The 23,392-nt window shown below is 68.7% G+C and carries 17 protein-coding genes; 10 read left to right on the forward strand and 7 right to left on the reverse strand.

Annotated features, from left to right (window positions below; all coding sequences use genetic code 11):
- The first annotated feature begins 239 nt into the window (after positions 1 to 239).
- From H0B56_RS00070 to H0B56_RS00085, 4 genes are all read left to right on the forward strand, one after another.
- Positions 240 to 455, forward strand: a complete 216-nt coding sequence (locus tag H0B56_RS00070) for a hypothetical protein (RefSeq protein ID WP_180890865.1) — start codon at positions 240 to 242, stop codon at positions 453 to 455.
- A 387-nt stretch (positions 456 to 842) separates the two neighbouring features.
- A complete protein-coding gene (locus H0B56_RS00075; RefSeq protein ID WP_180890866.1) occupies positions 843 to 3,137 on the forward strand; it encodes a CapA family protein in 2,295 nt (764 codons plus the stop codon).
- An 87-nt stretch (positions 3,138 to 3,224) separates the two neighbouring features.
- Positions 3,225 to 4,517, forward strand: a complete 1,293-nt coding sequence (locus H0B56_RS00080) for a DUF222 domain-containing protein (RefSeq protein WP_180890867.1) — start codon at positions 3,225 to 3,227, stop codon at positions 4,515 to 4,517.
- Positions 4,518 to 4,647: 130 nt separating this feature from the next.
- On the forward strand, positions 4,648 to 6,924 hold the full coding sequence (locus H0B56_RS00085) for an ATP-grasp domain-containing protein (RefSeq protein ID WP_180890868.1): 2,277 nt from the start codon (positions 4,648 to 4,650) through the stop codon (positions 6,922 to 6,924).
- Positions 6,925 to 6,986: 62 nt separating this feature from the next.
- Here the strand turns inward: H0B56_RS00085 and H0B56_RS00090 are convergent, their stop codons facing one another.
- From H0B56_RS00090 to H0B56_RS00120, 7 genes are all read right to left on the reverse strand, one after another.
- Positions 6,987 to 9,383, reverse strand: a complete 2,397-nt coding sequence (locus H0B56_RS00090; RefSeq protein WP_180890869.1) for an ATP-grasp fold amidoligase family protein — start codon at positions 9,381 to 9,383, stop codon at positions 6,987 to 6,989.
- Positions 9,384 to 9,457: 74 nt separating this feature from the next.
- A complete protein-coding gene (locus H0B56_RS00095) occupies positions 9,458 to 9,928 on the reverse strand; it encodes an SRPBCC family protein (protein ID WP_180890870.1) in 471 nt (156 codons plus the stop codon).
- Positions 9,929 to 10,071: 143 nt separating this feature from the next.
- Positions 10,072 to 12,477 carry an oxidoreductase gene (locus H0B56_RS00100; protein WP_246360796.1) on the reverse strand — a complete coding sequence of 802 codons (2,406 nt, stop codon included), beginning with the start codon at positions 12,475 to 12,477 and terminating at the stop codon, positions 10,072 to 10,074.
- Positions 12,478 to 12,697: 220 nt separating this feature from the next.
- Positions 12,698 to 13,471: an amino acid ABC transporter ATP-binding protein gene (locus H0B56_RS00105; RefSeq protein ID WP_343063685.1), complete on the reverse strand. Its 774-nt coding sequence runs from the start codon at positions 13,469 to 13,471 to the stop codon at positions 12,698 to 12,700.
- Positions 13,468 to 14,361 (reverse strand): amino acid ABC transporter permease, encoded by an 894-nt coding sequence (locus H0B56_RS00110; protein ID WP_343063686.1) that lies wholly within the window; start codon positions 14,359 to 14,361, stop codon positions 13,468 to 13,470. Before H0B56_RS00110 ends, H0B56_RS00105 begins: the two co-directional genes overlap by 4 nt.
- A gap of 245 nt (positions 14,362 to 14,606) precedes the next feature.
- Entirely contained in the window at positions 14,607 to 15,446 is an 840-nt protein-coding gene (locus H0B56_RS00115; protein ID WP_180890871.1) for a transporter substrate-binding domain-containing protein, read from the reverse strand.
- Positions 15,447 to 15,615: 169 nt separating this feature from the next.
- The gene (locus tag H0B56_RS00120) at positions 15,616 to 17,037 is read right to left on the reverse strand and encodes a M20/M25/M40 family metallo-hydrolase (protein ID WP_425484474.1); all 1,422 of its coding nucleotides are present in this window, start codon (positions 17,035 to 17,037) and stop codon (positions 15,616 to 15,618) included.
- 487 nt (positions 17,038 to 17,524) lie between these two features.
- Here H0B56_RS00120 and pdhA point away from each other — a divergent pair, with 487 nt between their 5' ends.
- From pdhA to H0B56_RS00150, 6 genes are all read left to right on the forward strand, one after another.
- A complete protein-coding gene (gene pdhA / locus H0B56_RS00125; RefSeq protein WP_180890872.1) occupies positions 17,525 to 18,760 on the forward strand; it encodes a pyruvate dehydrogenase (acetyl-transferring) E1 component subunit alpha in 1,236 nt (411 codons plus the stop codon).
- 11 nt (positions 18,761 to 18,771) lie between these two features.
- Positions 18,772 to 19,794 (forward strand): alpha-ketoacid dehydrogenase subunit beta, encoded by a 1,023-nt coding sequence (locus H0B56_RS00130; protein WP_180890873.1) that lies wholly within the window; start codon positions 18,772 to 18,774, stop codon positions 19,792 to 19,794.
- 11 nt (positions 19,795 to 19,805) lie between these two features.
- Positions 19,806 to 21,236, forward strand: a complete 1,431-nt coding sequence (locus tag H0B56_RS00135) for a dihydrolipoamide acetyltransferase family protein (protein ID WP_180890874.1) — start codon at positions 19,806 to 19,808, stop codon at positions 21,234 to 21,236.
- A gap of 125 nt (positions 21,237 to 21,361) precedes the next feature.
- A complete protein-coding gene (locus H0B56_RS00140; protein WP_180890875.1) occupies positions 21,362 to 21,676 on the forward strand; it encodes a hypothetical protein in 315 nt (104 codons plus the stop codon).
- On the forward strand, positions 21,676 to 22,887 hold the full coding sequence (locus H0B56_RS00145) for a DUF6973 domain-containing protein (protein ID WP_180890876.1): 1,212 nt from the start codon (positions 21,676 to 21,678) through the stop codon (positions 22,885 to 22,887). Before H0B56_RS00140 ends, H0B56_RS00145 begins: the two co-directional genes overlap by 1 nt.
- Positions 22,887 to 23,327, forward strand: a complete 441-nt coding sequence (locus H0B56_RS00150; protein ID WP_180890877.1) for a hypothetical protein — start codon at positions 22,887 to 22,889, stop codon at positions 23,325 to 23,327. The genes H0B56_RS00145 and H0B56_RS00150 overlap by 1 nt, the downstream gene beginning before the upstream one ends.
- Positions 23,328 to 23,392 lie beyond the last annotated feature (65 nt).

Below are 23,392 nucleotides of genomic sequence, written 5' to 3' on the forward strand. Positions count from 1 at the left end.
GCTCGATCACCGCCTCGGCGAGCCCGGCCGTGGCACGCTCCGACCGGTGAGAGCCACCGGCGCGTCGAGACCCGATTGCCTGTTCGCGCTCCGCTCCCTTCGCACGTCGCGTAGTCTCTGGTTGCCGTCGCGCACGAGAGACGGTGCCGGTCGGCCGGCCGAATCGTTAACGGTCCGGCGCGGTCAAGGGTGGACCGGCCGGAGAACACGGCGCCCTCAACGGCACGGGCACGGCCGTCGTGGCGGCTGACGCGCTCTCCCACGGCATCCCCGGTCTCCACCGCGCCGGAGTCGACCTGCTCCTTCCTCGCGGGCCCGGCGAGCGGGACATCACGGTCCTGGAAGTCAACGCCGCACCCATGGTGACCATGCAACACTGGCCGTGGTCGGGCAGGCCGCGGAACGTCGCCGGGGCACTCGTCGGCGCGATTCTTCCCGACAACACCGACGCCTGATCACACGTGATGCCGCGTACGGCCACGCCGGACGGCACGTAGTCCACGCCATCCGATCCGGGACATCCACACCGCCGAACGACCGCCGAGCACGCTCCTCAGCTCGGGCTGGTCCGGCCCGCCGCCGCGACCGTTCCCGGCGCTACCCGAGCCCTCAGCATCCGCCCCATCGGCGGGACGGAGTCGCAACCATGATCGTTATTCCGACGACTCTACCTTTTCTCAACGAAATCGTGATATCCGAAATACCGATATTCAGTGAATACTTCGGACATTTGTCGGATACGCTGCCCGGATAGAACCGACCGGATATCCGGACGACCAACTGGGGCACCGATCAGGCAGCAGCCTGCCGCAGCCGAACCACCGACACGGCACGGAACACACATGAATCAGTTCACCGTCGTCTTCACAGGCGACACCAGTCTCGGCGACTGGTACGTGCAGCGCGCCGAACCAGACATCCAGCGACGGCTGCGCGAGCAGCCCTTGTCCTTCTTCGCCGAGGTCGAACCGCTCGTGACGGGCAAGGACCTGTTCATCACCAACTTCGAGAGCGTGCTGGCCGACGACCCGACGAGCCCGCTGGAGGGCCAGAAGAACTACCTGGGGTGGGACTCACCCGACCGCTCCGTCGACGTCCTCCAGCGAATCGGGGTCGATGCGGTAAGCCTCGCGAACAACCACACCATGGACTTCGGCCGTGAGATCCTCGCCGACACCGCGACCAAGCTGACCGACGCGGGCATTCACGCGTTCGGCGCGGGTAAGGGCACGAGCAAGGCGGCGGAACCGCTGGTGCGCCGCGTACGGATCGGCGACCACGAAAAGAACCTGTACGTGCTGGGGGCTCTGAAGAACTCTGCGGTGATGCGCGAGCAGTACAAGTTCTTCGCCACCGAGACCGAGTGGGGCCTGCACCCACTCGCCACCCGCGCCATCGCCCGCCAGATCGCCGAGCTACGCGCCGACGATCCCGACGCACTGATCATCCTGTACCCGCACTGGGGCCAGAACTACCAGTGGGCCTCCGACCTGATGTGGCGCACGTCCGAACGGTTCCGGAAGGCGGGCGCGGATCTGATCATCGGGCACGGCGCGCACATGCTCCAGGAGCTCAGCCTGAGCAAGCACGGCTCGACCGTGTTCTCCCTCGGCAACTTCGTCTTCAACTCGCGCGGCCGGTACACCTCCCTGAACGCGCCGCCGTACAGCCTGGTCAGCAGGCTCGGTCTCGGCGTAAGTGCCGGGCGCTGGCATGCGGCGTTGCGGCTCTACCCGATCGTGACCGACAACGTCGACACCGCGTACCGTTCCCGCCCTGTCACCCGGGACGAGGCTCATGCCGTTTTCCGCACACTCGCGGCACGTTCGGCAGAACCCTCGACCTTCGGGCGTTCCTACTCGCTGGAGAAGGACGGCCGCGGCTGGCACATCCTGCAGACACGACCGATCAGTGCTCGTTACGACTCCGCGGCCCGACCGAGCCGTCGAGGGCAGTGGCGTGGCAAGAGGCTGCTGGCGACACCGCTCGACCACTACCCGGACGCGGGCGCGGATCAGGCGACGCAGGGCGACGCCGCGACCGCTACATCCGATTCCAGGGCCGAGCCCGCGCAGTTTCCGCCCGGATCGAAGCGCTACGGCCCGGGGAGCACGCATGAGTGCCTGGCCAACGCACTCGAAGCCCGCGGAGTGCCCTACAGCGCAGGTAAGGCGACGATCCGCGACAGGTCACAGCCCGCCCTACGGTTCACGATCAACGACATTCCCTATGTCAGCAGCGGCGCCGTCATCTTTCACACCCGCGACGACGGCACCGTGGTGTCCATCGACCAGGGCTCGGCTCGCGTGGTCAAGCGCAAGGACCTCCTCGCGAGCATCCTTGATGCCCGATCGTTCTCGGTGCCGCGCGGTTCGACGTTCGGTTCCACACGCGACCGCGACGCCATGCTCTACTTCGATGCACTGAGCACAACGTTCCGGCACGGCTTCTGCGTCAAGCCCGTGGACGGCAACCTCGGGCGCGAGGTATACACCGGTATCACGACGCGCGCGGCGTTCGAGCATGCGTTCGGCGCGGTCGCCGCGGAACACGACGAGGTCCTCGTACAGGAAGAGCTACCAGGCGAGGTCTACCGCTTCCTCTGCGTCGGCGGGCATGTAACGGCGATCCGTACCGGCCTTCCCATGAACGTGCGGGGCGACGGTGAGCGGACCATCACGCAGCTGGTCGAGGACAAGAACAACGCGCGCCGCGAGAACCCCATTCACCAGTACTACCCCCTCGAGATCGGCCGGCCCCAGCGCGAGGAACTCGACCGGCAGGGCAGGACACCGGAATCGATCCCCGCCGCGGGCGAGACGGTGTACCTGGCACAGACGTCGAACCTGCACCGGGGAGCGGACATGGTGGACCGCACCGACGATGTCCACCCGAGTTACAAGGACGAAGTCGCGCGGGCGGTCTCGTCCATACCCGGCATGCACATCTGCGGGGCCGACGTGATCATCCAGGATCACCGCGTGCCCGCCGAACCCGGCAATCACGGCATCATCGAGCTGAACACCGGGCCAGGCGTCGGCGGCCATCACTACCCGTGGTCCGGGCAGCCGCGTGACGCGGCGGGAGATATCGTCGACTACCTGCTCACGCTGAAACCCGCCGACCTCGACCGTTGAACACGGACGCCGTCCCACGCGACCCGAGTCTGCGACACGCCGGGGAAACAACGGGGCGACATCGAACGTGTGTTCTATAGTGGGGGTGTGTCGGAGCGCGTGGCGATCGAGCCTGGGCCTGCCGCCGGGTGGTGGCAGGCCGATCGTGCCGCGCTGATGAGCGCGTTGGTCCAGCGGGAGCGGGCGATCCGGCGGTCGCGGGCCGAGCAGGACGCGATCCTGGCCGAGATCACCTCGCGGGGGGTGTCGGCCGAGTTCGGTTATCCCACCGGTGAGGCGTTGCTGCGCGACACCGTCCGCGTGGATCGGGGTGAGGCGCGCAAGCGGCTGGCGCGGGCTGTGGCGTGTTATCCCACCCGGGCAGGCACCGTGGATGTGCCCGCGACGGCCCCGGCCGCGGGGCGGGCGCACCGGGCTGGGGAGATCGACGGGGAGCATGTCGAGGCGATCGCGGGGGCGTTGGGTGAGCTGCCGGGGGAGGTGCCGGTCGTCGAGCGTGAGGAGGGGGAGCGGATCCTGGTGGAGCTGGCGCAGCGTTCCACCCCGGCGGTGGTGCGGCGGGCGGGGCGGCACCTGGTGGCGCGGCTGGACCCGGACGGGCAGCGGCCCCGGGATGACGAGCCGGCCCGCCCACGGCGCGAGTTGCTGCTGGGGTGGCGTCGCGACGGGCGGCTCGGCTTCTCCGGGGTGCTGGACCGCGAGACCGGCCAGCAGCTGCAGACTGCGTTGAGCCCGCTGGCCAAACCCCAACCGGCCGCCGACGGCCAGCGCGACCAGCGCAGCACCGGCCAGCGCCACGGGGACGCGTTCGCCGAGATGATCGACCTGGTACTCGACGAGGGGAAACTGCCCATCGAGGGCGGCGAGAAACCCCGCGTGATCCTCACCCTCCCGCTGGCCGAGCTACGCGACGCGACCACCACGACCACGGAGGCCAATGCCGGCACGACCGGGGCGTTGCTCAACCACGACATGCCGGTCACCGGCGAGCAAGCCCGCCGGATCGCCTGCGACGCCGGGATACTCCCGGCCGTACTCGGCACCCGCGGCGAAGTGCTCGACCTCGGACGCGAACAACGACTCGTCTCCACCGCCCAACGCCGCGCCCTGACCCTGCGCGACGGCGGGTGTGTTTTTCCGGGATGTGATCGGCCGCACCGCTGGTGCCACGCCCACCACATCCAGCACTGGGCCGACGGCGGCACGACCGACCTCGCCAACCTCGCTCTGCTCTGCGGCGAACACCACCGGCTCATCCACCACAGCGACTGGCAGATCCACCCCGGACCCCACGGCAGGCCCTACTGCACCCCACCCGCCTGGCTCGCACGAGCATCCCACCACGACCTACCCCCACCCCCAACACACGCAGTAGCCTGAACCAGCTGTGCGACGATAACCGCACAGCTGAAAGTACCCCGGTTCCGTGCCTGTCGCCGGCCTCGCGGATACGACGCGTCCATGCACTGGCGTGGGTCAGCGGTGCTGAGCAGCGCGGAGGAACGCAACGATGAGCGAGCTGGACAGCTTCGAAACACTGATCTCCGCCGCGCTTTCGCGGCTGCCTGCCCTGGATGCCGGCACGTACCGTTTCAAGCGATCCGGCAAAGGGCGCCGGTCCTTGGACGCCGCGCTGCTCGCCGATGCCGCGCGGGAGCGTGGGCTTCCGGTGCTCGCGCTGACCGAGGAACTACAGGTCATCGGCAACAGCACGGCCGCGCTCGGTTTCTTTCAGAACATGTGCCAGACACTCACCTCACTGGACCGCAAGGTCAGCAACGACAAGGAACTGACCAAGCGGCTCCTGCGGAGCGCAGGGCTCCCGGTTGCCAGGGGCGAGGTCGTGAGCTCGCGTGACGGTGCGATCGAGGCGATGCGCCGCATCGGTCAGCCGGTGGTGATCAAGCCATTGACCGGGTCCGGCGGTAAGGGCATCACGGTCGGTGTGCGCGAGGAGGACGAGGTGTCCATAGCGATGCGCAGCGCACCCGTACGGACCCGGCGATTCCTCGTCGAGGAGAGCATCCCCTCCATCGACCTGCGGATCATGGTCGTCGCGGGCCGAACCGTCGCAGCGATGTTGCGCGTACCCGCACATGTGACCGGCGACGGGCAGTCCAGCATCGGCGAGCTGGTGGACCGGAAGAACGAGCTGCGCCACGCGAACCCCTACCTGCGGCGTTCGCCCGTGGTCATCGATGAGGCCGCTACCCGCAGGCTCGCCGCCCTCGGGCTCACCCCGGACAGCGTGCCCGAGCACGGCAGGCGCGTGCTCCTGCACTACAAGGCCAACCTCTCCGCAGGAGGGGACAGCGTCGCCGTCACCGACCAGGTGCACCCCGGCATCACCGACCTCGCCGAACGCGCCGCGGCCTGCTTCCCCAGCGCGCATCACAGCGGCGTCGACATCCTCGCGCAACGCTTCGACGCGCCACCCGAGGAACAGAACTGCATCATCTGTGAGGTCAACTGCAACAACGACATGCCCATGCACGAGTTCCCGCTGTTCGGTACGCCGGTGCCTACCGGGGAGCTGGAGATCGACGGCTACTTCGGTGCCGGCCGCACTCACCTCCCGCTGGGGCGAACCGGCCCGGCCGGAGACAACCGGACCCCGCCCGATAGCCGCGTGCTGCGCGGCTGGCGGAAGCTGCGCCGTGCCGCGCCCGCGCGGATGCCGAATGCCGGTCGACTGGCTACCGAGCTCGCTACCAACCGTCTCCCGACGGAGGGCACCTGCGACGCGGAATCGCCAAGGGCACTCGATCGCCGGTACCTGGCGGACGCGCTCAGCGTGCACGGAGCAGACGGGGTCCGGTTCCACACGACCTTGGTGCACGCCGAGCTCGAAGGCCGGGACGTCGTGCTCGAACGCAGCGGGCGGTCCGTGTACACCGCACGCCTGTCCAGGCAGCGGGACGCGCTGGAGCGGTTACTCGAGCACGCGGCCGTTCCGTTCTGCCGCCGCACGACCGTCAACGCCGGCGCCGCGTCGGCTGCCCGCGACTTCGTCGAGAAGCACGCAGGGCCGTGGAACATCTACGCAGCCGAACCAGGGTGCTCGCTCCGTGGAGCCTTCCGGCTCGGCCGGGCGAGCAGCGTCGAGCGGGCGCGGCGCCGACTCACCGACACGGCAACCGACCTGGTCATCGAGCAAGCTTCCGAATCACACGCCTGGCGCCTGCTGGTGGTGAACGGCCGCGTCCGCTCCTGCCTCGCGCTGTACCCGGCCACCGTCACCGGCGACGGGGTCATGACAGTCTCCGAGCTGGTCGAGCAGGCCGCTGCCGTGCGCCGCGCGCACCCCTACCTGCGCCACCGCCCGCTGCCCGAGGACGTACCCGGCGACGCCTGCCTCGCGCGGCACGGCCTCGACGGCGACTCGGTCGTGCCGCACGGTGAACGGCTCACCCTCAACCACGGCACCCTCATCCGTGCCGGTGCCGACACCGTCGGGTACACCGGGCAGGTCGAGTCCGAGCTCGAGCGGCGGGCCCGCGAGGTCGTCTCGCTCATCGGCGACCCACCACTGAGCACCGTGACGTTCGCGCGGCGCACGCTGCACGGCGACCGCGCGTGGGCGGTGACCGACATCGACACCGACCCGATCCTCGTGCAGTTCACCCAACCCGCTGCCGGAGACGTTCCCACCGTGTTCGACGAGGTGGCCGAGATGCTGCTTACCGGACCGCGCCGCGTACTGGATTCCCGGCCCGCGGACGGGGACACCGGGCAGGACAGCCGGACCGGACACGCCCGGGAGTCACACGGTAGTCCGATCGCGTAACTCCCGCGCTCCGGTGAGCGACGGCTGACCCGCCGGGCACGCCAGCCGGTCGACGCTACCGGTCACTGGGCCGTGCCGGTGGCCTTCGCGAACGCCGAGAAGTCCTTTCCGGTCAGCACATCCTCGATGATGCGTCCCTCGGCACGCACCCAGCCTTCCGCGAAGGCACGATCCCACTCGGCGTTGAGCTGCTCGAAACCGCCCGGGCGGGGAGTGAACTCCCCGAATACCAGCTCATCCTCCCCGCGCAGCATGTCGATGCGCATGAACGGCACCGGAATGCGGCGGCTGATCTCGCGCACCAACTCACACTGCTCGGGGGTGGCCCCGCGCGCCTCCGGGAGGGGCTCGTCCGGTATACCGACGTCCGTCCGCTCGCCGGCGCCTGTCCAGAACTGGACGGCCTGCGTGCCTCCCGGCAGGCGCCGGGACTCCCGGACCAGCAGGACCTCGCCGTAGCAGGCATAGAACTTCACGTCGGTGGCCAGCCGGTGGCTGGCGCCGTCCTCGAGGACCAGCTCCTCGACCATCCACCGGTCCGGGAGCCTGCGCCTGGCCCCCGGAGCCATCAACTTGCCTGCGTGCGCCGCCATCTCCGCCCAGGAAGACAGCTCCTTGCCGTCGAAAAGGTGACGGATGCGGTCGGGCGCGAACACCGCGTAGGCCCCCCGGGAACCGGTTCCCCGCACCGGCTTGATCACCACCGGGTGCGCCTGTTCGATCTCGGCGAACCGGTAGGTCTTCCTGTCGGATGCCGGTCGGCGTACGCCGAGCTCATCCACGAAAGCGTAGGCGTTGGTCTTGTTGTCCAGCAGCCATGCCGGCCGGAACGCACCGAGCCGCCGCGCCTCGGACTGCTCGAACATCAGCGCCGTGAACGACAGGCTCGAGCGCAACGACAGGTCGTTGTTCTCCAGCTCGCGCGCCATCAGATGCGTCATGTGGCGCGGCTCGGCGATGTCGAGCAGCTCCTGCACCTTCTTGCGATAGGCGGCATCGGCCTCCCGCATCGCGTTCCGGTGCAGCGTCCGCTTCAGGGTCGCGTGGATCGAGGCATCGACCGACTCCTTGTCGGCCCGCAAGGACTCGATATCGACCTCGTCCCACACCGCGCCCCATCCTTCGGCGGCACGCTCGGTCGCGGAGTCGAAGCTCCGCACCCGGTAGGGCCGGACGCTCTCGGGCAGCAGTCGCGCACCGAGCCCCGGTGCGGACTGCCCGGCGATGACGTTGCTGCCCCGCTCCCGGTACATCACCACCGGGTCGGTGATGCGCGCTTCTGCCCGCACCGGCGGGGACGCGGTCAGGTAGTCCAGCCTCGGCAGTGCCCTGGCGAGGTTGTGCAGCGCCCACACCGTGACGTCGCTCGCGCCGAGCAGGCCGCCCATGGCGAGCCGCACGTCACGATCGGCCTCCACCGCCATACGAGCGAGCTCGAGCCCCGCAAGCAGGCCGCCAACCTTCGCGGGCATGATGTTCAGCGCGCGGCAGCCGCCAAGCTCGTTCAGCCGCCGCAGGTCGGCGGGGCAGCGGATACCTTCGTCCGGCATGATCCGGAGGTCGAGCCCACTGCCACGACATGCCTCGTCCGCTTGCCGCTGCAGTCGCGGCAGCACCGTGACCTGGTCCGGCGGCACCATCCCTTCCAGCACCACCGAGGCCGGAACGGTACCGGCCCGCATGCGTGTCACCACACCGTCGACGAACGAGGCGGCCTCGTCGACGCCGAAGGCCGTAGTGAAGTCCATCCAGATGGGTTTGTCGTCGCCCACCGACCGGTTGGCCCGTGCCGCGGTCTCCAGCCGGTCCCAGTCCGCACCGGCCGAGCCCGCTCCGTTCACCCGCGTCGTGGGGTACTTGTCCTGCTTGGCCACCCTCTTGGCGATCTCGTCGAGCGTCACGTTCGACGAGATCGCCGAGGCGCTGACACCGAGCTCGTCCCGCTGTTTCCCGAGCAGCTCCGCGATCTGCAGTCCCAATGCCCGGGACACCGCGTCCAACAGCGCGACCTCGATCCCCAGCAGAGTGCCACGGAACGGCAGCTCGCCGTTGTCGACAGTGCCGTACTCAGCGGCAAGGACGGCGAGCTCGGCCATCACCTCGCGCACAGCGGAGACCGCGGACTCCCGGTCGTGAAAGGACAGCGCTCGCGAGTGCACGCGTGCACCTGCCGAGCGCAGGAAGCTCCACGCGGCGTTGCCTTGCCTGTCGCCATCGCCGGTCAGCGCGTGCCGCGGTTGGCACTCACCGATACCGGTGAACTCCCGCGCACCCTGGCCCAGCGTGACCGTGACCAGGAAGTTGTTACCCGAGCTCGTTGAGCGCCCGCCGGTGCTCGACGGGCGCTGGAACGGCATGCGGTAGTGCTGCGCCTCGACACGTACCAGGCGGAGCTCATGCGGCTCACCGCCCACCGCTACGCCGTTCCGTCGACTCTGCAACACGCGAAGGAGGCCCATTTCTGAAATGATAGTAGAGTCGCGTGAAATCATGGTTGCCCACTCGGGGAAGTGGCGCATTCATTACCTGTTGTTTAACCATTCTCTGCACGCAATTTAATTCCCCGCAGCGTCGCCTCGATGTTCGACTGGTTGCTGGCGGCCCTGTCCTCTACACCGTTGATCACATCCAGCACACGGCCCAGCCACCGCGGGCGCCGGTCCCACGTGCTCTCCACCAGCTTGCACCCCTGACCACTCGGTTCGATGTCGTACTGCCACCGCGCCGCCTTCACCGGCCCGGCCGTCACCTCGAACGCGAACCGCTTACCACGATCCGCGTCGGTGATACGCGCGACCGTCATCCAACGCTGCCAACCTTTCCGGTTTCGCCCGACAAATCGGGCGCCGACCTCGGAACGGGTCATGCCACCCAGCCAGCGATAGCCTTCGTACTCCGCGGCACATTCGGCGAGCACGCCGGGGTCGCTGATTATCTCGTACACGCGTTCGGCGGGAGCGTCGATCTGGGTCTCCGCGGTCGCGTCGGGCCGTACGTCCGTCATCCTCGTCCTCCACCTCGTCGGTCACCGGCGTCGTTGCGCACGTCCCGGGGACGGTCCCCGATACCCGGAGACCATCGGTACGCGAATTCCGCGTTCAGGCTAGCCGGTCCCTACCGGCCGGTCACAACTCGCCGGGCGGCTTCTCACTGGCGGCGCAGGGCGCGCGTGATGCCGGCGGCCACCGTGGTGGCCAGCACCCATCCGGACGCGGTGAAGCCGGTAGCCACCCACTTGTCGACGCCACCCATGTGCCAGCGACCCTTGTTGCCGAAGTCGACGATCGGAACGAGCAGATCCACCGTGTGCAGCACCGGGTTCCACTCCAGCCCCGTGTCGTCGACGTTGACCACGCACCGCGGGCCGTTGACCTGGAAGCGTTCCGGGTGGTTCACACAGTCGTCCGTGCCGAGGCCGAACCAGAGGCTGCCGGCCACCAGCAACGCGAGCAGCCACCCCAGCGCCCGCATCGGGCGGTAGCCGTAGCCGACCATCGCCCGTTGCATCCAGCTCCACAACCGGACCCCTGGGCCGAGCATGCGGGACCCCCTGGCCAGTGCCTCGTACCGGTACTGCTCCTTGCGTATCGAGACGGTCGTGGCATGTTCCTCGTTACCGCTGGTCCGCAACATGTTCGCCAGCTGGTCGTACGGTCCGGGGCGATATCCCTGCATCGCGTCGCGCAGCCACCGGATCCGCCGCTCGACCTCGGCGTCGTCTTCCAGATCGATCGGGTTGCGCAGCGCGTCGTAGCGGAACTCCTCGAGCTCGACCCCGCGCGTGGCTTGCCACAGTTGCGAGTTGTCGTCCAGCGTCCCGCAGCCGGTCCTGCGCAGCACCACGCGGCCGTCCGGCGGTTCGTGCGGTGCCATCAGCAGCTCTTCGGCCACGAGGTCGGAGGCGTCCAGCGCGGTCCCGCCCGCGCGAGGTCCACGCCCGTCGCCGCGACTGTGCCTCTCGGGAAGCGAGCGCAGCCGTGCGCCGTCGATGCTGACGCGACGGGTCACGACCGCCCCGTCCAGGTTGACACCCCCCTCTGCGAGGACGTTCGCCGACTCCGACCGGGACAGCACCAGGTCCCGCCCGACGCGGGCGGTTCGCATATCCAGCGAGTAGCTGCGGAACGTCCGCTGGGCAGGCTGGGTGAGCTGGGTGCCGGCCAGCTCCACGTTGTCCCCCACCTGCACGGCCTGCAGCTGGACCGTGCCGGCGATCACGCTATCGCTGAGGTTGATGTTGCCCGATACCTGGGTACGCGGGGCCGCAAGGACGTCCCTTCCGGGATGATGCAGGCCCACATTCGTGGCCAGCACGTTCCCGCCGACGCGAAGGTCACCGAGCCGCAGCTGCCCTTCCGCGATCAGCCCGCCGGCCTGGATGTCCCCGCTGATATCGCTGCCGTCCAGGTGGAGAGCGCGGTCGTAGTACGGCGGTGCCTCGCCACGCCGCACCGCGATCCTGCCGCGGGCGAGGTGCAGCGAGCCGCCCACAACGGCATTGACCATGCGCACCGTGCCGTTGCTGACGAACCCGTCGCCGCACTCGATGTTGCCGTCCACCCGCAAGCGATCGGCGGCGATCGCCGGTCGCGGGTCGATCTCGGGATCACCCGAGCTCATCGCACCGGACCAGCTGTCCACCGCGACCGGGCTCTCCGGGTTGATCGTGATCCACGCGCCCCGCAGCAGGACGTCCCCGTGCACGTGGGCGTGCGACAGGAAGACCGAGCCGCGCGCGGTGAACGCGCGCGACGGTGCACTGCGCGCGGAATGGGGGAGGGACTCACACACCAGCAACCCGCCGACGACGGCGCCGCTGGCGTTGAGCGCGACGCCCCGGCCGTTGTCCAGCCGCGCCTCGGCGAGGTTGACGTTGCCGCCTGTGCGCAGTCCCGGTGCCCATACCTCGCCCGTTGTCGTCATGCGGTATGCCAGCAGCGCCCCGTTGATCCGGATGCGGTCGGCGTGCAGCGCGTACCCCGCGGCGTCCTCGATGACGCTGCCTGCCAGCACGACGGAGCCGTCGACGACCGCATCGGTGAGGTTGACCGCCGCCCTGCGACCACGGCCCCCATCGAGCACCGCGGTGGATGTCCCGGTACCCGCGCTGTCGGTGCTGCCCCGCTCGGACCGCACCGTGCTGTTGATCAGCCGCACATCGTTCTTGCTGTGCAGGTTCCGCGCACGCAGGCCCGGCAGCCAGCAACTGTTGAACATCAGCCCCAGCAGCCCGGCCTCCCGCACGTCGGGGGGATTCTCGAAGCGGCAGTTGGTGAACCGCAGCAAGTAGTCCAGCTCCGCGCCCCGCAGGTCGAGCGTGCCGGTGATGTAGCAACCCTCGCGCTGGAAGATCGGCGCGTTGGCACGCTGCCCCTTCCTGCGCAGGATCCCGCCGGTCTTCGGGTCGATCAGTGCTTCGACGAGCTCGGCCGCGTCGACCTCGAAGCGCGGGTCGGGACCCGCGAAGGGGTCGTAGCTGTCGGGACCGCCCCCGGTTTCGTCCGCCGGATCACCGGCGACGTCGTCACTCGACATGCCTGCTCGCCTCCCCATCGCGGCCGTCGACTCCTCGCGGCCTGCCACGGCGTACCACCGTCACCGACCGCTGTCACGAGTAACCGACGATCCCACCGGCACGCCGGTTCCACGTCAACCGCATGTTCCACCGATCGGCGCAGCCCCCAGCCGGAGCGGGTGGAGCCGAATGTCACGTTCGGCTCCTTAGAAGGAACCGAGGTCACCTTCGGCTCCCATGCCGGTGGCGTGTGCCCGGCTACTCGCCGGAATGGGTCGGGTTCAGCACCCTGGCGAGGAAGGTGCGGGTGCGCTCGTGGTGCGGATCGGCGATCACCTGGCTCGGCGGGCCTTGCTCGACGAGCACCCCCTCGTCCATGAACAGCACACGGTCGGCGACCTCACGGGCGAACTGCATCTCGTGAGTGACCACGAGCATGGTCATACCTTCCTCGGCCAGCTGCCGCATCGCGCCGAGCACATCCCCGACCAGCTCCGGGTCCAGCGCCGACGTGGGCTCGTCGAACAGCATCACCTCGGGGTTCATCGACAGTGCCCTGGCGATCGCGACCCGCTGCTGCTGCCCGCCGGACAGCTGCGGTGGGTAGGAGCTCGCCTTCTCCGCTACCCCGACCTTGGCAAGGTTCTCCCTGGCGACACGCTCGGCCTCACTCTTGGATCTGCGCAGCACGCGGCGCTGAGCGATCGTCACATTGTCCATTACGGACAGATGACCGAACAGGTTGAACTGCTGGAACACCATCCCGATCATGCGGCGTGCCGCGTCGATGTCCACGTCCCTGTGGGTCAGCTCCACACCGGAGACGTGCACGCTGCCCGCCGTCGGCACCTCCAGCATGTTCACACAACGCAACAAAGTGGACTTGCCGGAACCGGACGGCCCGATCACACAGACGACCTCGCCTGCCTCGACCGTGACGTCGATACCGGAAAGCACCTCGAGCTCACCGAACGATTTGGACAGTCCCCGGATCTCGACTATCCGGCCCGATCCGTCGCCTGCGGCACTCACCGGCGCTCCTTTGCCTGTCGAGCTTCGAGACGGCGCACTGCGTAGCCGAGCGGCACAGTGATCACCAGGTACGTTGCCCCCGCCAGCAGCAGCGGCGTCGACGTGGCGAACTCGATCGACACGTCGCGTCCGAGCTTGGTCAGCTCGGTCGTGGCCGCCGTCAGCCCCAGCGCGAAGACCAGTGACGAGTCCTTGAACAGCAGGATCAGCTCGTTGGTCAGCGGCGGGATCACGATGCGGATGGCCTGCGGGACGACGATCGTGACCATCGCGCGGGAGTAGGACATGCCGAGCGACCGTGCGGCCTCCATCTGCCCGCGCGGCACAGCCTGGATACCCGCGCGGAACGTCTCGGCGAGGTACGCGGCGGCCACCAGGCCGAGCGCGAGAGCCACGGTTCCGTAGATCCCGAACGGCAACGAGAAGCCAGGGAAGGCGATGGGCAGGCCGAAGCCGATCAGGATGAACACGAGCAGCGCGGGCAGGCCACGGAACACCTCGATGAACACCAGTGCCACGATTCGGTTCGGAACCGCCGACGACAGCCGCATCAGCGCGACGACAAGCCCCAGCGCGAAACCGAAAACGTAGCCGGTGATCGTGAAGATCACCGTGTTCTTCATCGCCACGGTGATCAGCTCGGGGAACATCGACGCTGCCGAGGTACCGTCGAAGAAGCCGCGCTGCACCCGCTCCCAGTCCGCGACAAGGACCAGTGTGAGCGCCACCGCGACGAACAGCGTGTACTGCACGGCCTGGCTGATCTGGCGACGACGGCGCGGGCTGAAGCGCGCACTCCCGGGAAGTCCGGTGCCACGCGGCTCGGTCACGGTGGCGGGATCGTTCATACCGACCATGCCGGAACCGTCCTCATGAGTGGGGCCATTCACGTCAACCAATCACCTTCGTCACGCCCGTCCACCTGGCAGCGGTCAGCGAGCACGGACCGCCGATCCGACCACGGGACGTTACACGCCACCGGGTGCGTCCCGGACGGCCCTTCGTCCGCAGCGGAGGCGGGTAACCCACCGTGTCGCCGTCATCTCGGGCTGTTCACCGGGCATGCCGCACGCGCGGCGCGTGCGGCATGCTCACCGGCGGTCCCCGGACGGCTCGTGATCGGCTCTCCGGGACCTTACTCCGTGGGCGGCGCGCCGAACCACTTCTCGAAGATCTCGGCGTAGGTACCGTCCTCGCGCGCTTCAGCAAGCACCTCGTTGATCACCGAGACCAGCTCCGGGTTGCCGTCCTTCTGGACACCGAAGCCGTACTGGGCTTCCAGGTCGATGACCTCGGCCAGTTCGTACTCCTCGGCGACGTCCGGGTTCTCCAACCAGGTGTTCTCCACGACCGGCAGGTCCTGCAGCGCCACGTCGATCGTGCCCGCCTGCAGTGCCTGCAGCTGGGCGCCGGAGTTGGGGAACTCGGCAGGCTCGAAGCCCTCCTCCTCGGCGTGGTTCAGGCTCGTCGTACCGGCCTGCACACCCAGTGACAGGTCCTGCTCGCGCACGTCGTCGAGGCTCTCCACCCCGGAGCCCTGCTCGACCATGAGCCCGAGGATCTCGTCGAAGTAGGGGTCGGAGAAGTCCAGGTTCTCCTCGCGCTCGGGCAGGATCGTCATGGCGGCGGCACCGACGTCGCACTGGCCCGCGTTGAGCGCCGTGCCACTCTGGATCACATCGAACTCGATGTCGACGATCTCCTGCTCGACGCCGAGTTCCTCGGCCACGAGGTCCATCAGGTCGACGTCGAAGCCGACGACTTCACCGTCCTCGGTGAACTGGAACGGCTCGTAGGGCAGGTTGGTGCACACCGTCAGCTTTCCGGGGTTGACGAGGTCGACCTCCTCGGCGGCCGCGTCGGCGTCATCGGCCTCGTCCGTGTCCGATCCGTTGTCCCCGCACGCGGCCACGGTGAGGGTCAGCGCGAACGCGGGAACGAAAGCAAGCTTTCTGAGCTTGGGGTGACGTGCCACGGCAGTACTCCTCAACGATGTCTGTCAGGTTCGGTAGTCAGGATCTTTTCACCCGCACCCGCCGCGGAGAAGGATCGTTTCCCAGTCGCAATGTCAGGGGTGCTCCAGAGGTCGAGGCCCCCGGATGACCTCGATTCCTGGGCGGGAGCCGGGTGTTGCACCGGGCTTTTCACCCCTGGGCGTGCGCGTGCAGCAGGTGGGCGACGGCCAGGGTGACGCGCTCGGCCTGCTCGAGGTGCAGCCACTCGTCGGGCACGTGCGCGTTCGAGTCCGGCCCGAGTGCCCCGGTAACCAGGAACTGTGCTCGCGGGTAGCGCTTGCCCAGCATCCCCATGAACGGGATCGACCCACCGAGCCCGACACCCAGCCACGGCGCGCCGAAGATCGACTCGCTGACCCGGTCCAGCCCCTTGTCGAGCCACCCTGCCGGTGCGGGGGAGTCCCAGCCGTCCGCGTGCTCGGCTCCGGACACCTCGACCGGTGCCGAGTACGGCACGTCCGTGGTCACCGCCCGCTCGATCGCGGCGAGCGCGGCACCGGAGTCCACCGTGGGCGGCAGCCGGAAGCTCAGCGCGAGGGTGGTCGCCGCGCGCAGGACATTGCCCGCATCGGCGGGGGCGGGCAGACCGTCGGCGCCGATCACCGACAGCGTGGGACGCCATGTGGTGTTCAGCAGCCGCTCGACCTCGTCGTCCGCGACCAGCCGCGTGCCGGGCGCGAGCGGGAACCCGCCACCCCCGCCGCCGGGAGCTGTCTCGACGACCCGTTCGGCCTCCCTCCTGCGATGCTCCGGGATCTCGGCGTTGAGCTCCGGAACCACGATCTCGCCCGTACTCGCCTGCTCGACACGCTCCAGCAGCGCACGGGCCACCCGGAACGAGTCGGGCACGGCCCCGCTTGCCAACCCGGAATGCTGCCCGGACTCCAGCACCCGGACGGTCATCGTGAGCTGGGCGAGGCCGCGCAGGCTCGTGGTCAGCCACAGCCGTTCGTAGTCACTGCCCCCCGCGTCGAGGCAGACCACGAACCGCACATCGCCGAGCCTGTCGCCGAGATGGTCCAGGTAAGCGGGCAGGTCAGGACTGCCGGACTCCTCGCCGGTCTCCAGCAGCACCACCGCCCGGCCGTGTTCGCCCCCGGCGTGCCGTACTGCCTCCAGCGCGGTCAGCGCCGCGTAGCCGGCGTAGCCGTCGTCCGCGGCGCCTCTCCCGTAGAGACGGCCGTCGCGCAACACCGGAGTCCACGGGTCGAGCCCTTCGGACCACTGCCCGCCGGGTGGCTGCTTGTCCAGGTGCCCGTACAGCAGCACCGTGCCGGCGCGTTCCGCCTCGGCGCTTGTCGCGGGAACGTCCAGCAGCAGGAGCGGGGTCCGGCCGGGCAGCTCGACGATGTCCGCGGTGGCGCCTGGCAGGTCGCGTGTGGCGAACCACTCGCGCACGTGCTCGACGGCGACCCGCAGGTGACCGTTGCGCGCCCACTCGCCGTCGAAGGCCGGCGACAGCGCGGGGATCCGGATCAGGTCGGACAGGCTGGCGACGATGTTGCCGTCCCACACCTGACGTACATGTGATGCGAGTTCGTCGTGTTTCACGGAGCCGATCCTGCCACGAACAGTGCGTGTGAGTCAGATCACAGACTTCACCACCTTGTATCCGGGCCCGGTCCCGCCCCGGCGGGTCCGGGCCACCTGCCCGCGCGAGTGTGGACCGTCCCGCGCCGACCGTGAACAGGGATGTTCGCTCCGTACGGAACTCGATGGGCCGAAGGTGCAAGGGCCGACCCTCGGCACACCCACCATCGGCACTCCGAATAGTTTGCGCAGCTCAGCACGGCTTGCCGGCAACGAATCCATGTCAAGTACTGCCCGCGCGGCGGCGCCTCGTGCCAGGATGTGAGCACAACAACCGAATACCGCCTCGCCGGCCACTTCGCGGTGACCGGCACGGCGGCACGTCAGCGTCGACGACCCGTCGACAACCTCCCTGTCACGCTCCAGACCCGGAGCCGGGGGAGGCTCGAGACACAGTCACAACACCCGCCACAAGTGGGTGTGCGACCGGTGGCAAAGGAGATCATGCATGTCGTCCCCCGAGACGTGGACGCACCCGGAGCCAGGGGCGGTCCCTGCCGCCACAGCGGCTCAACCGACCCCCGAACAGGTGATCGCGGGCTTGCGTGCAACCACAGAAGGTGGCACCGAACTCACACAGCTACTCACGCCGGAAGGTGAACGAGTAGCCTCACCCATTTTCGATGGCTTCGTATCCGACATCGGTGCGGAGCAACTCCGCGGCCTGTACCGCGACATGGTTCTGGTGCGCAGAGCCGACAGGGAAGGCAACGCGCTGCAACGTCAGGGGCAGCTCGGCATCTGGGTACCGCTGCTCGGCCAGGAAGCCGCCCAGATCGGGTCGGGACGCGCACTGCGGCCCACCGACATGGCGTTCCCCAGCTACCGGGAGCACGGCGTCGCATGGGCGCGCGGCGTCGACCTGAAGGACATCCTCGGCATCTTCCGCTGCACGGACCAGGGCAGCTGGGACTTCCAGGGCAGCAGGCTGCACCCGTACACCATCGTCATCGGCAACCAGGTCGTCAACGCCGTCGGCTATGCCATGGGGCAGAAGTTCGACGGCAAGGTCGGCAACGCCTCCGACGAGGGCAAGGCAGCCGACTCCGACGAGGCGACCATCACCTACTTCGGGGACGGCGCCACGAGCCAGGGCGACGTGCACGAAGGCTTCGTCTGGTCATCCGTGTACGACGCCCCCGTCGTGTTCTTCTGCCAGAACAACCAGTGGGCCATCTCCGAGCCGACCGAGCGGCAGTCGCGCTTGCCGCTCTACCAGCGCGCACGCGGTTACGGGTTCCCCGGTGTGCGCGTGGACGGCAACGACGTGCTCGCCTGCCTCGCGGTGACGCGGTGGGCACTGCACACCTGTCGCAACGGCAACGGTCCCGTACTCATCGAGGCGTTCACCTACCGTATGGGCGCGCACACCACCTCGGACGACCCGACGCGCTACCGGTTGTCCGAGGAGCTGGAGGTCTGGCGGCTGAAGGACCCGATCGAGCGGGTGCGCGCGCATCTGACCCGCACCGACGGCGCTGATCAGGAGTTCTTCGACGCCGTCGACGCCGAGGCCGACGAGTTCGCGGCCGAGCTGCGGGACTTCTGCGTGAACATGCCGGACCCGCCACCGGAGAGGATCTTCTCCAACGTCTACGCCGACCCGTCGCCCGCGCTGGACGCGCAACGCGACAGCTACCTCTCCTACCTGGCCGGTTTCGAGAGCACGGCAGGTGAAGGGTGATGACGGCAACCATGTCACGCAACGCTGAGCAAACGAGTCAGGGCACGCAGACCCTGACGATCGCCAAGGGCCTCAACCTCGGGCTGCGCGCCGCGATGGAGGCCGACAACAAGGTCATCCTGCTCGGAGAGGACATCGGACGGCTGGGCGGGGTCTTCCGCATCACCGACAGCCTGCAGAAGGACTTCGGCGAGGAACGGGTGCTGGACACCCCGCTGTCCGAGTCCGGGATCATCGGCGCGGCCATCGGGCTGGCCGTCCGGGGCTACCGGCCGGTGTGCGAGATCCAGTTCGACGGTTTCATCTTCCCCGGCTTCGACCAGATCATCAGCCAGCTGGCCAAGCTGCACTACCGTTCCGAGGGCCGGATCCCGGTCCCGGTCGTCGTGCGCGTGCCGTACGGGGGCGGTATCGGTGCGGTCGAGCATCACTCGGAGTCGCCCGAGTCGCTGTTCTGCCATATCGCCGGACTGAAGGTCGTGTCCTGCTCGAACGCCACCGATGCCTACTGGATGATGCAGCAGGCGATCGCCTCGGACGACCCGGTGCTGTTCTTCGAGCCGAAGCGGCGGTACTGGGAGAAGGCGGACGTGGACATGACCGCCGAGCCCGCGCCGTTGATGGCCTCCCGGCTCGTCCGTCGCGGGGACCAGGACACGGCGAACAGGGCCACGCTGGTCAGCTACGGGCCACAGATGCGCACCTGCCTGGACGCGGCGACGGCGGCCGCGGAGGACGGCGTCTCGCTGGACGTCATCGACCTGCGTAGCCTGTCGCCGCTGAACCTCGAGCCGGTGTTCGAGTCGGTGCGCCGCACCGGCAGGCTGGTCATGGTCACCGAAGCGCCGTCCGAGTCCTCGATCAGTTCCGAGGTCGCTGCGCGCGTGCAGCAGGAGTGCTTCTACTCGCTGGAGGCGCCCGTACACCGCGTCACCGGCTTCGACACGCCCTACCCACCGGCCAAGCTCGAGGAGTATTACCTCCCCGATCTCGACCGTGTGCTGTACGCCGTTGATCAGACGCTCGCGTATTGAGGGAGTAGGGAATGTCCGAACTGAAGAGCTTCCCCCTTCCCGACGCGGGCGAGGGGCTGACCGAAGCGGAAATCCTCAACTGGCATGTCGGGCCGGGCGACGAGGTAGACGTCAACCAGATCATCGTGGAGATCGAGACGGCCAAGGCCGCTGTGGAGCTGCCGTGCCCGTGGGCGGGGGTGGTGACCGAGCTGCTGGCCGAACCGGGCCAGACCGTCGAGGTCGGCACCCCGATCCTGACCATCGATGTGGACCCGAACGGGGCCGCACCACCGTCGGGCGAGCAGGCCGCCGCCGAGGCGGCCCAGCCCACGCCCGCGGGAGGCACCGCGGCGAGCACGAACGGCCGCTCGTCCACCGGTTCCGGCGGGTCCGGCGGTGACGAGTCGGTCGCCACGCTCGTGGGGTACGGCCCGTCCAAACCCTCCGAGGTCAAACGTCGCCGCCGCACGGACTCCCCGGGCGCGCTGAATGACGCTGTCAGTCCCTCCAGTGGAGGGAACGCGTCGTTCAGCTCAACCACGGAGTACGTGCCGCTGGCGAAACCGCCGGTGCGCAAGCTCGCCAAGGAGCTCGGGGTGGACCTGCGGGCCGTCACCGGCCACGGGACCGGTGGGGTGATCACCCGCGAGGACGTGCACCGGGCAGCAGCCGCACCCGTCAACGGCACGACACCGGCGACGGCTCCTGCCGCCGGGGACGAGTCCACCGCGGCCGCCGGGCCAGCCCCGGCACCCTCCGACGCGCGTGAGCACCGGGTTCCGGTACGCGGCGTGCGCAAGGCGACGGCGCAGGCGATGGTGTCCTCGGCGTTCACGGCACCGCACGTCACCGAGTTCCTGACGGTGGACGTCACGCCGATGATGGAGCTACGGGACCGGCTCAAGAACCAGCCCGCCTACTCGGGCGTGCGGCTGACACCGCTCGCCTTCGCCGCCAAGGCCATGTGCATGGCAGCCAAGCGCACACCGGAGGCGAACGCGTCCTGGGACGAGGAGAACGAGGAGATCGTCTACAAGGACTACATCCACCTCGGGGTGGCCGCCGCGACCCAGCGAGGGTTGGTCGTGCCGAAGGTGCGCGACGCCGACGCGATGAACCTCGCCGAGCTCGCCGCGGCCATCGACGACCTCACCAACGCGGCACGCGCGGGTACGACACCGCCTGCGGACATGGTCAACGGGACGATCACGCTCACCAACGTCGGAGTGTTCGGAGTGGACACCGGGACGCCGATCATCAACCCCGGGGAGTCGGCGATCCTGGCGTTCGGGGCGATCCGCGACACCCCGTGGGTGGTGGACGGTCAGGTCGTGCCGCGCAAGGTATGCCAGCTCGCGCTGAGTTTCGACCACCGGCTGGTGGACGGCCAGCAGGGCTCGCGGTTCCTCGCCGACGTCGGTGCGCTGCTGTCCGACCCGGCGGTCGCGATGACGTTCTGACACCCCGTGCCGCGGGTCCGTGCGGTGCGGTTTCACGGCCGCACGGACCCGCGGCATCGCAAGATCAACTCTTGACCCCTTGCCCGGCCCTTCCTATGATCTTCTGGGTATAACTGGGAGGGTCCGTGTCCGGATACGAAGCCGAGACCGAGTCGATCCGCGCGTCCGCCGAGGCCGCGCACGCTGCCGCCGACCGAGTTGCCGACGAGGATGCCGCCGACACCGTAGCCGAGCTCGGTTCCGCCATGCCGGGTTCGGCCTCCGCCGAGGCCGCGTCGTCGCTGGCGGAACAGTGGCGCACCGAGTTCTCCGCATGGGTCGGGCACATGCGGACCTACGGTGACAACCTGCGGGACAGCGCGGAAACCTACGAGTCGAGCGAGGAAGCCGCCGCGCGCGCGTTCGGCGATGTTCCGCTCGGCGACGCGAGGCCGATCTGATGGTCTCCTGGGCCGATGTCAAGAAGTGGGATCCCACCGCGGTCGGCAGGGTGGCCGACAGGCTGAAGAGGCATCGCGACGCGCTCGTGGGGCTGGAGCAGGAGGCCGAAGACGCCGCCCCTCCCGGCGACTGGGTCGGTCAGGCGTCGCGAGCCGCCCGGAACGAGCTGAGCGAGCACGTCACGCGCCTAGAGGAGATCGTCGCCGAGCTGTCCGCTGCCTTCACCGGCACCGCCGACGCGGAGGCGGCCCTCGAGGACACCAAGCGCGCGATCGGCGATGCGGAAGGACTCGCGGAGCGGCACGAGTTCGGCATCAGCGACACCGGCGAGGTGGTGTCGCTCCGCGAGTCATCGGCAAGCGACTCCTTCGCCGTACTCGAGCACCGCAGCATGATCCAGGCCGATCTCGTCGAGCAGGTCAGCCGGATCCTGAGCTCCGCGACGGAGCTCGACAACAGCCTGGCTGACACCCTGCACAGGGCCGCTGCCGACGGGATCGAGGCCGAGGGTGGCTCGCTGTCCGAGATCGCCGAGTCCGGAGCGGAACAAGCGGGCCCAGGGCCACACGAGGAGCTGCTCGAGCAGTACAACGTGGCGCCCGACCCGGATGGCATGACCATGTTCCCTCCTGAATGGATGGACTGGATTCCCGGTGTCAGCTCGATGGAGATGACGGCCACCGAAGCGGAGATCCTCGATAACCTGATGGTTCATGAAGGTGCGTACGGTGTCTACGAGGCATACGAGATCTACCAGGAGGCCTTGCACCAGGGAGAGCAGGTCTTCGACGGCGAGGGGATAACGGATGGGCACAGCGACGCGTTCCGGCACGCCTACTGGAACGCGCAGCTGACCCAACGCTTCGGCGAGGAGTGGACCGCGGAGTACACCATCGCTCACGAAGGGGTGCCTGACGGGCACCCGACCCCCGTGGCCATGGACCTGCACAACAACGAGGTCGGCAGGCGCATCGCCGTGGAGAATCCCGACGCGAGCCAGGAGGAGTTGCGGGAGCTGCTGGAGCAGGCCGTGCGGGACGGCGAGATGGTCGTCATCGACAGCAACGATCGCCTGCAATACAGCGATCAGGTCGAGATGGGGAACACGCGGCCAACCAACCCGGACAACGACTGGCCGACGGACAACCCCCAGCGGGACGAGCACACCCGGCCTCCCGAGCCGGAGGCATACCCGGAGCACCGATACTGATGACCCTTCGAGCCGTGCTCTCCGCCTGCGTGCTCGCACTGACCGTCGCCTTAGGAGGCTGTGGAGTGTCCGGAAGCGTGTCCGTGGAACACGACAAGGGGCTCCGCGAGGAGCTCACCACCCTGCGCGACCGCGGTGAGTCGAAGCCCTTCAACGAGGTCGTGCCCGGGGACTGGGACCAGGCACACCTGGTGATCGGCCCGAAGTCCGGGGAACGGATCCGCGAGATGACCGACCTCGACGTCGAGCTGCGCGGGGACGGCACGTTCCAGGGCAGCTTCACGCAGGACGGCAACCTCATCATCCTCACCAGAGACGGCGAGGTCGTCCGCATGATCAGCACAGGCCAGTCCCGCGTCTTCGGCGAGGGCACCGTCTCCTCCTCGGCGATCCTGCACGGCAACCCCGACTCCCCGCAGATCAGGGTCGCCAACCGGTAGGCCCGGTCACGAGCAGCGACCCGCACCACAGCCGGGCCACGAGCGTTCCTGGTGACGTACGCGTT

Origin of the sequence: Haloechinothrix aidingensis, assembly GCF_013450155.1 — a bacterium.
GTDB classification, from domain to species: Bacteria; Actinomycetota; Actinomycetes; order Mycobacteriales; family Pseudonocardiaceae; genus Haloechinothrix; species Haloechinothrix aidingensis.

What these genes read in the sequence shown, in the direction of transcription:
- H0B56_RS00075 (WP_180890866.1), top strand. Translation starts at nt 843, where the DNA reads ATGAATCAGTTCACCGTCGTCTTCACAGGCGACACCAGTCTCGGCGAC.
- H0B56_RS00085 (WP_180890868.1), top strand. Translation starts at nt 4,648, where the DNA reads ATGAGCGAGCTGGACAGCTTCGAAACACTGATCTCCGCCGCGCTTTCG.
- H0B56_RS00090 (WP_180890869.1), bottom strand. Translation starts at nt 9,383, where the DNA reads ATGGGCCTCCTTCGCGTGTTGCAGAGTCGACGGAACGGCGTAGCGGTG.
- H0B56_RS00095 (WP_180890870.1), bottom strand. Translation starts at nt 9,928, where the DNA reads ATGACGGACGTACGGCCCGACGCGACCGCGGAGACCCAGATCGACGCT.
- H0B56_RS00100 (WP_246360796.1), bottom strand. Translation starts at nt 12,477, where the DNA reads ATGGGGAGGCGAGCAGGCATGTCGAGTGACGACGTCGCCGGTGATCCG.
- pdhA (WP_180890872.1), top strand. Translation starts at nt 17,525, where the DNA reads ATGTCGTCCCCCGAGACGTGGACGCACCCGGAGCCAGGGGCGGTCCCT.
- H0B56_RS00130 (WP_180890873.1), top strand. Translation starts at nt 18,772, where the DNA reads ATGTCACGCAACGCTGAGCAAACGAGTCAGGGCACGCAGACCCTGACG.
- H0B56_RS00135 (WP_180890874.1), top strand. Translation starts at nt 19,806, where the DNA reads ATGTCCGAACTGAAGAGCTTCCCCCTTCCCGACGCGGGCGAGGGGCTG.
- H0B56_RS00145 (WP_180890876.1), top strand. Translation starts at nt 21,676, where the DNA reads ATGGTCTCCTGGGCCGATGTCAAGAAGTGGGATCCCACCGCGGTCGGC.
- H0B56_RS00150 (WP_180890877.1), top strand. Translation starts at nt 22,887, where the DNA reads ATGACCCTTCGAGCCGTGCTCTCCGCCTGCGTGCTCGCACTGACCGTC.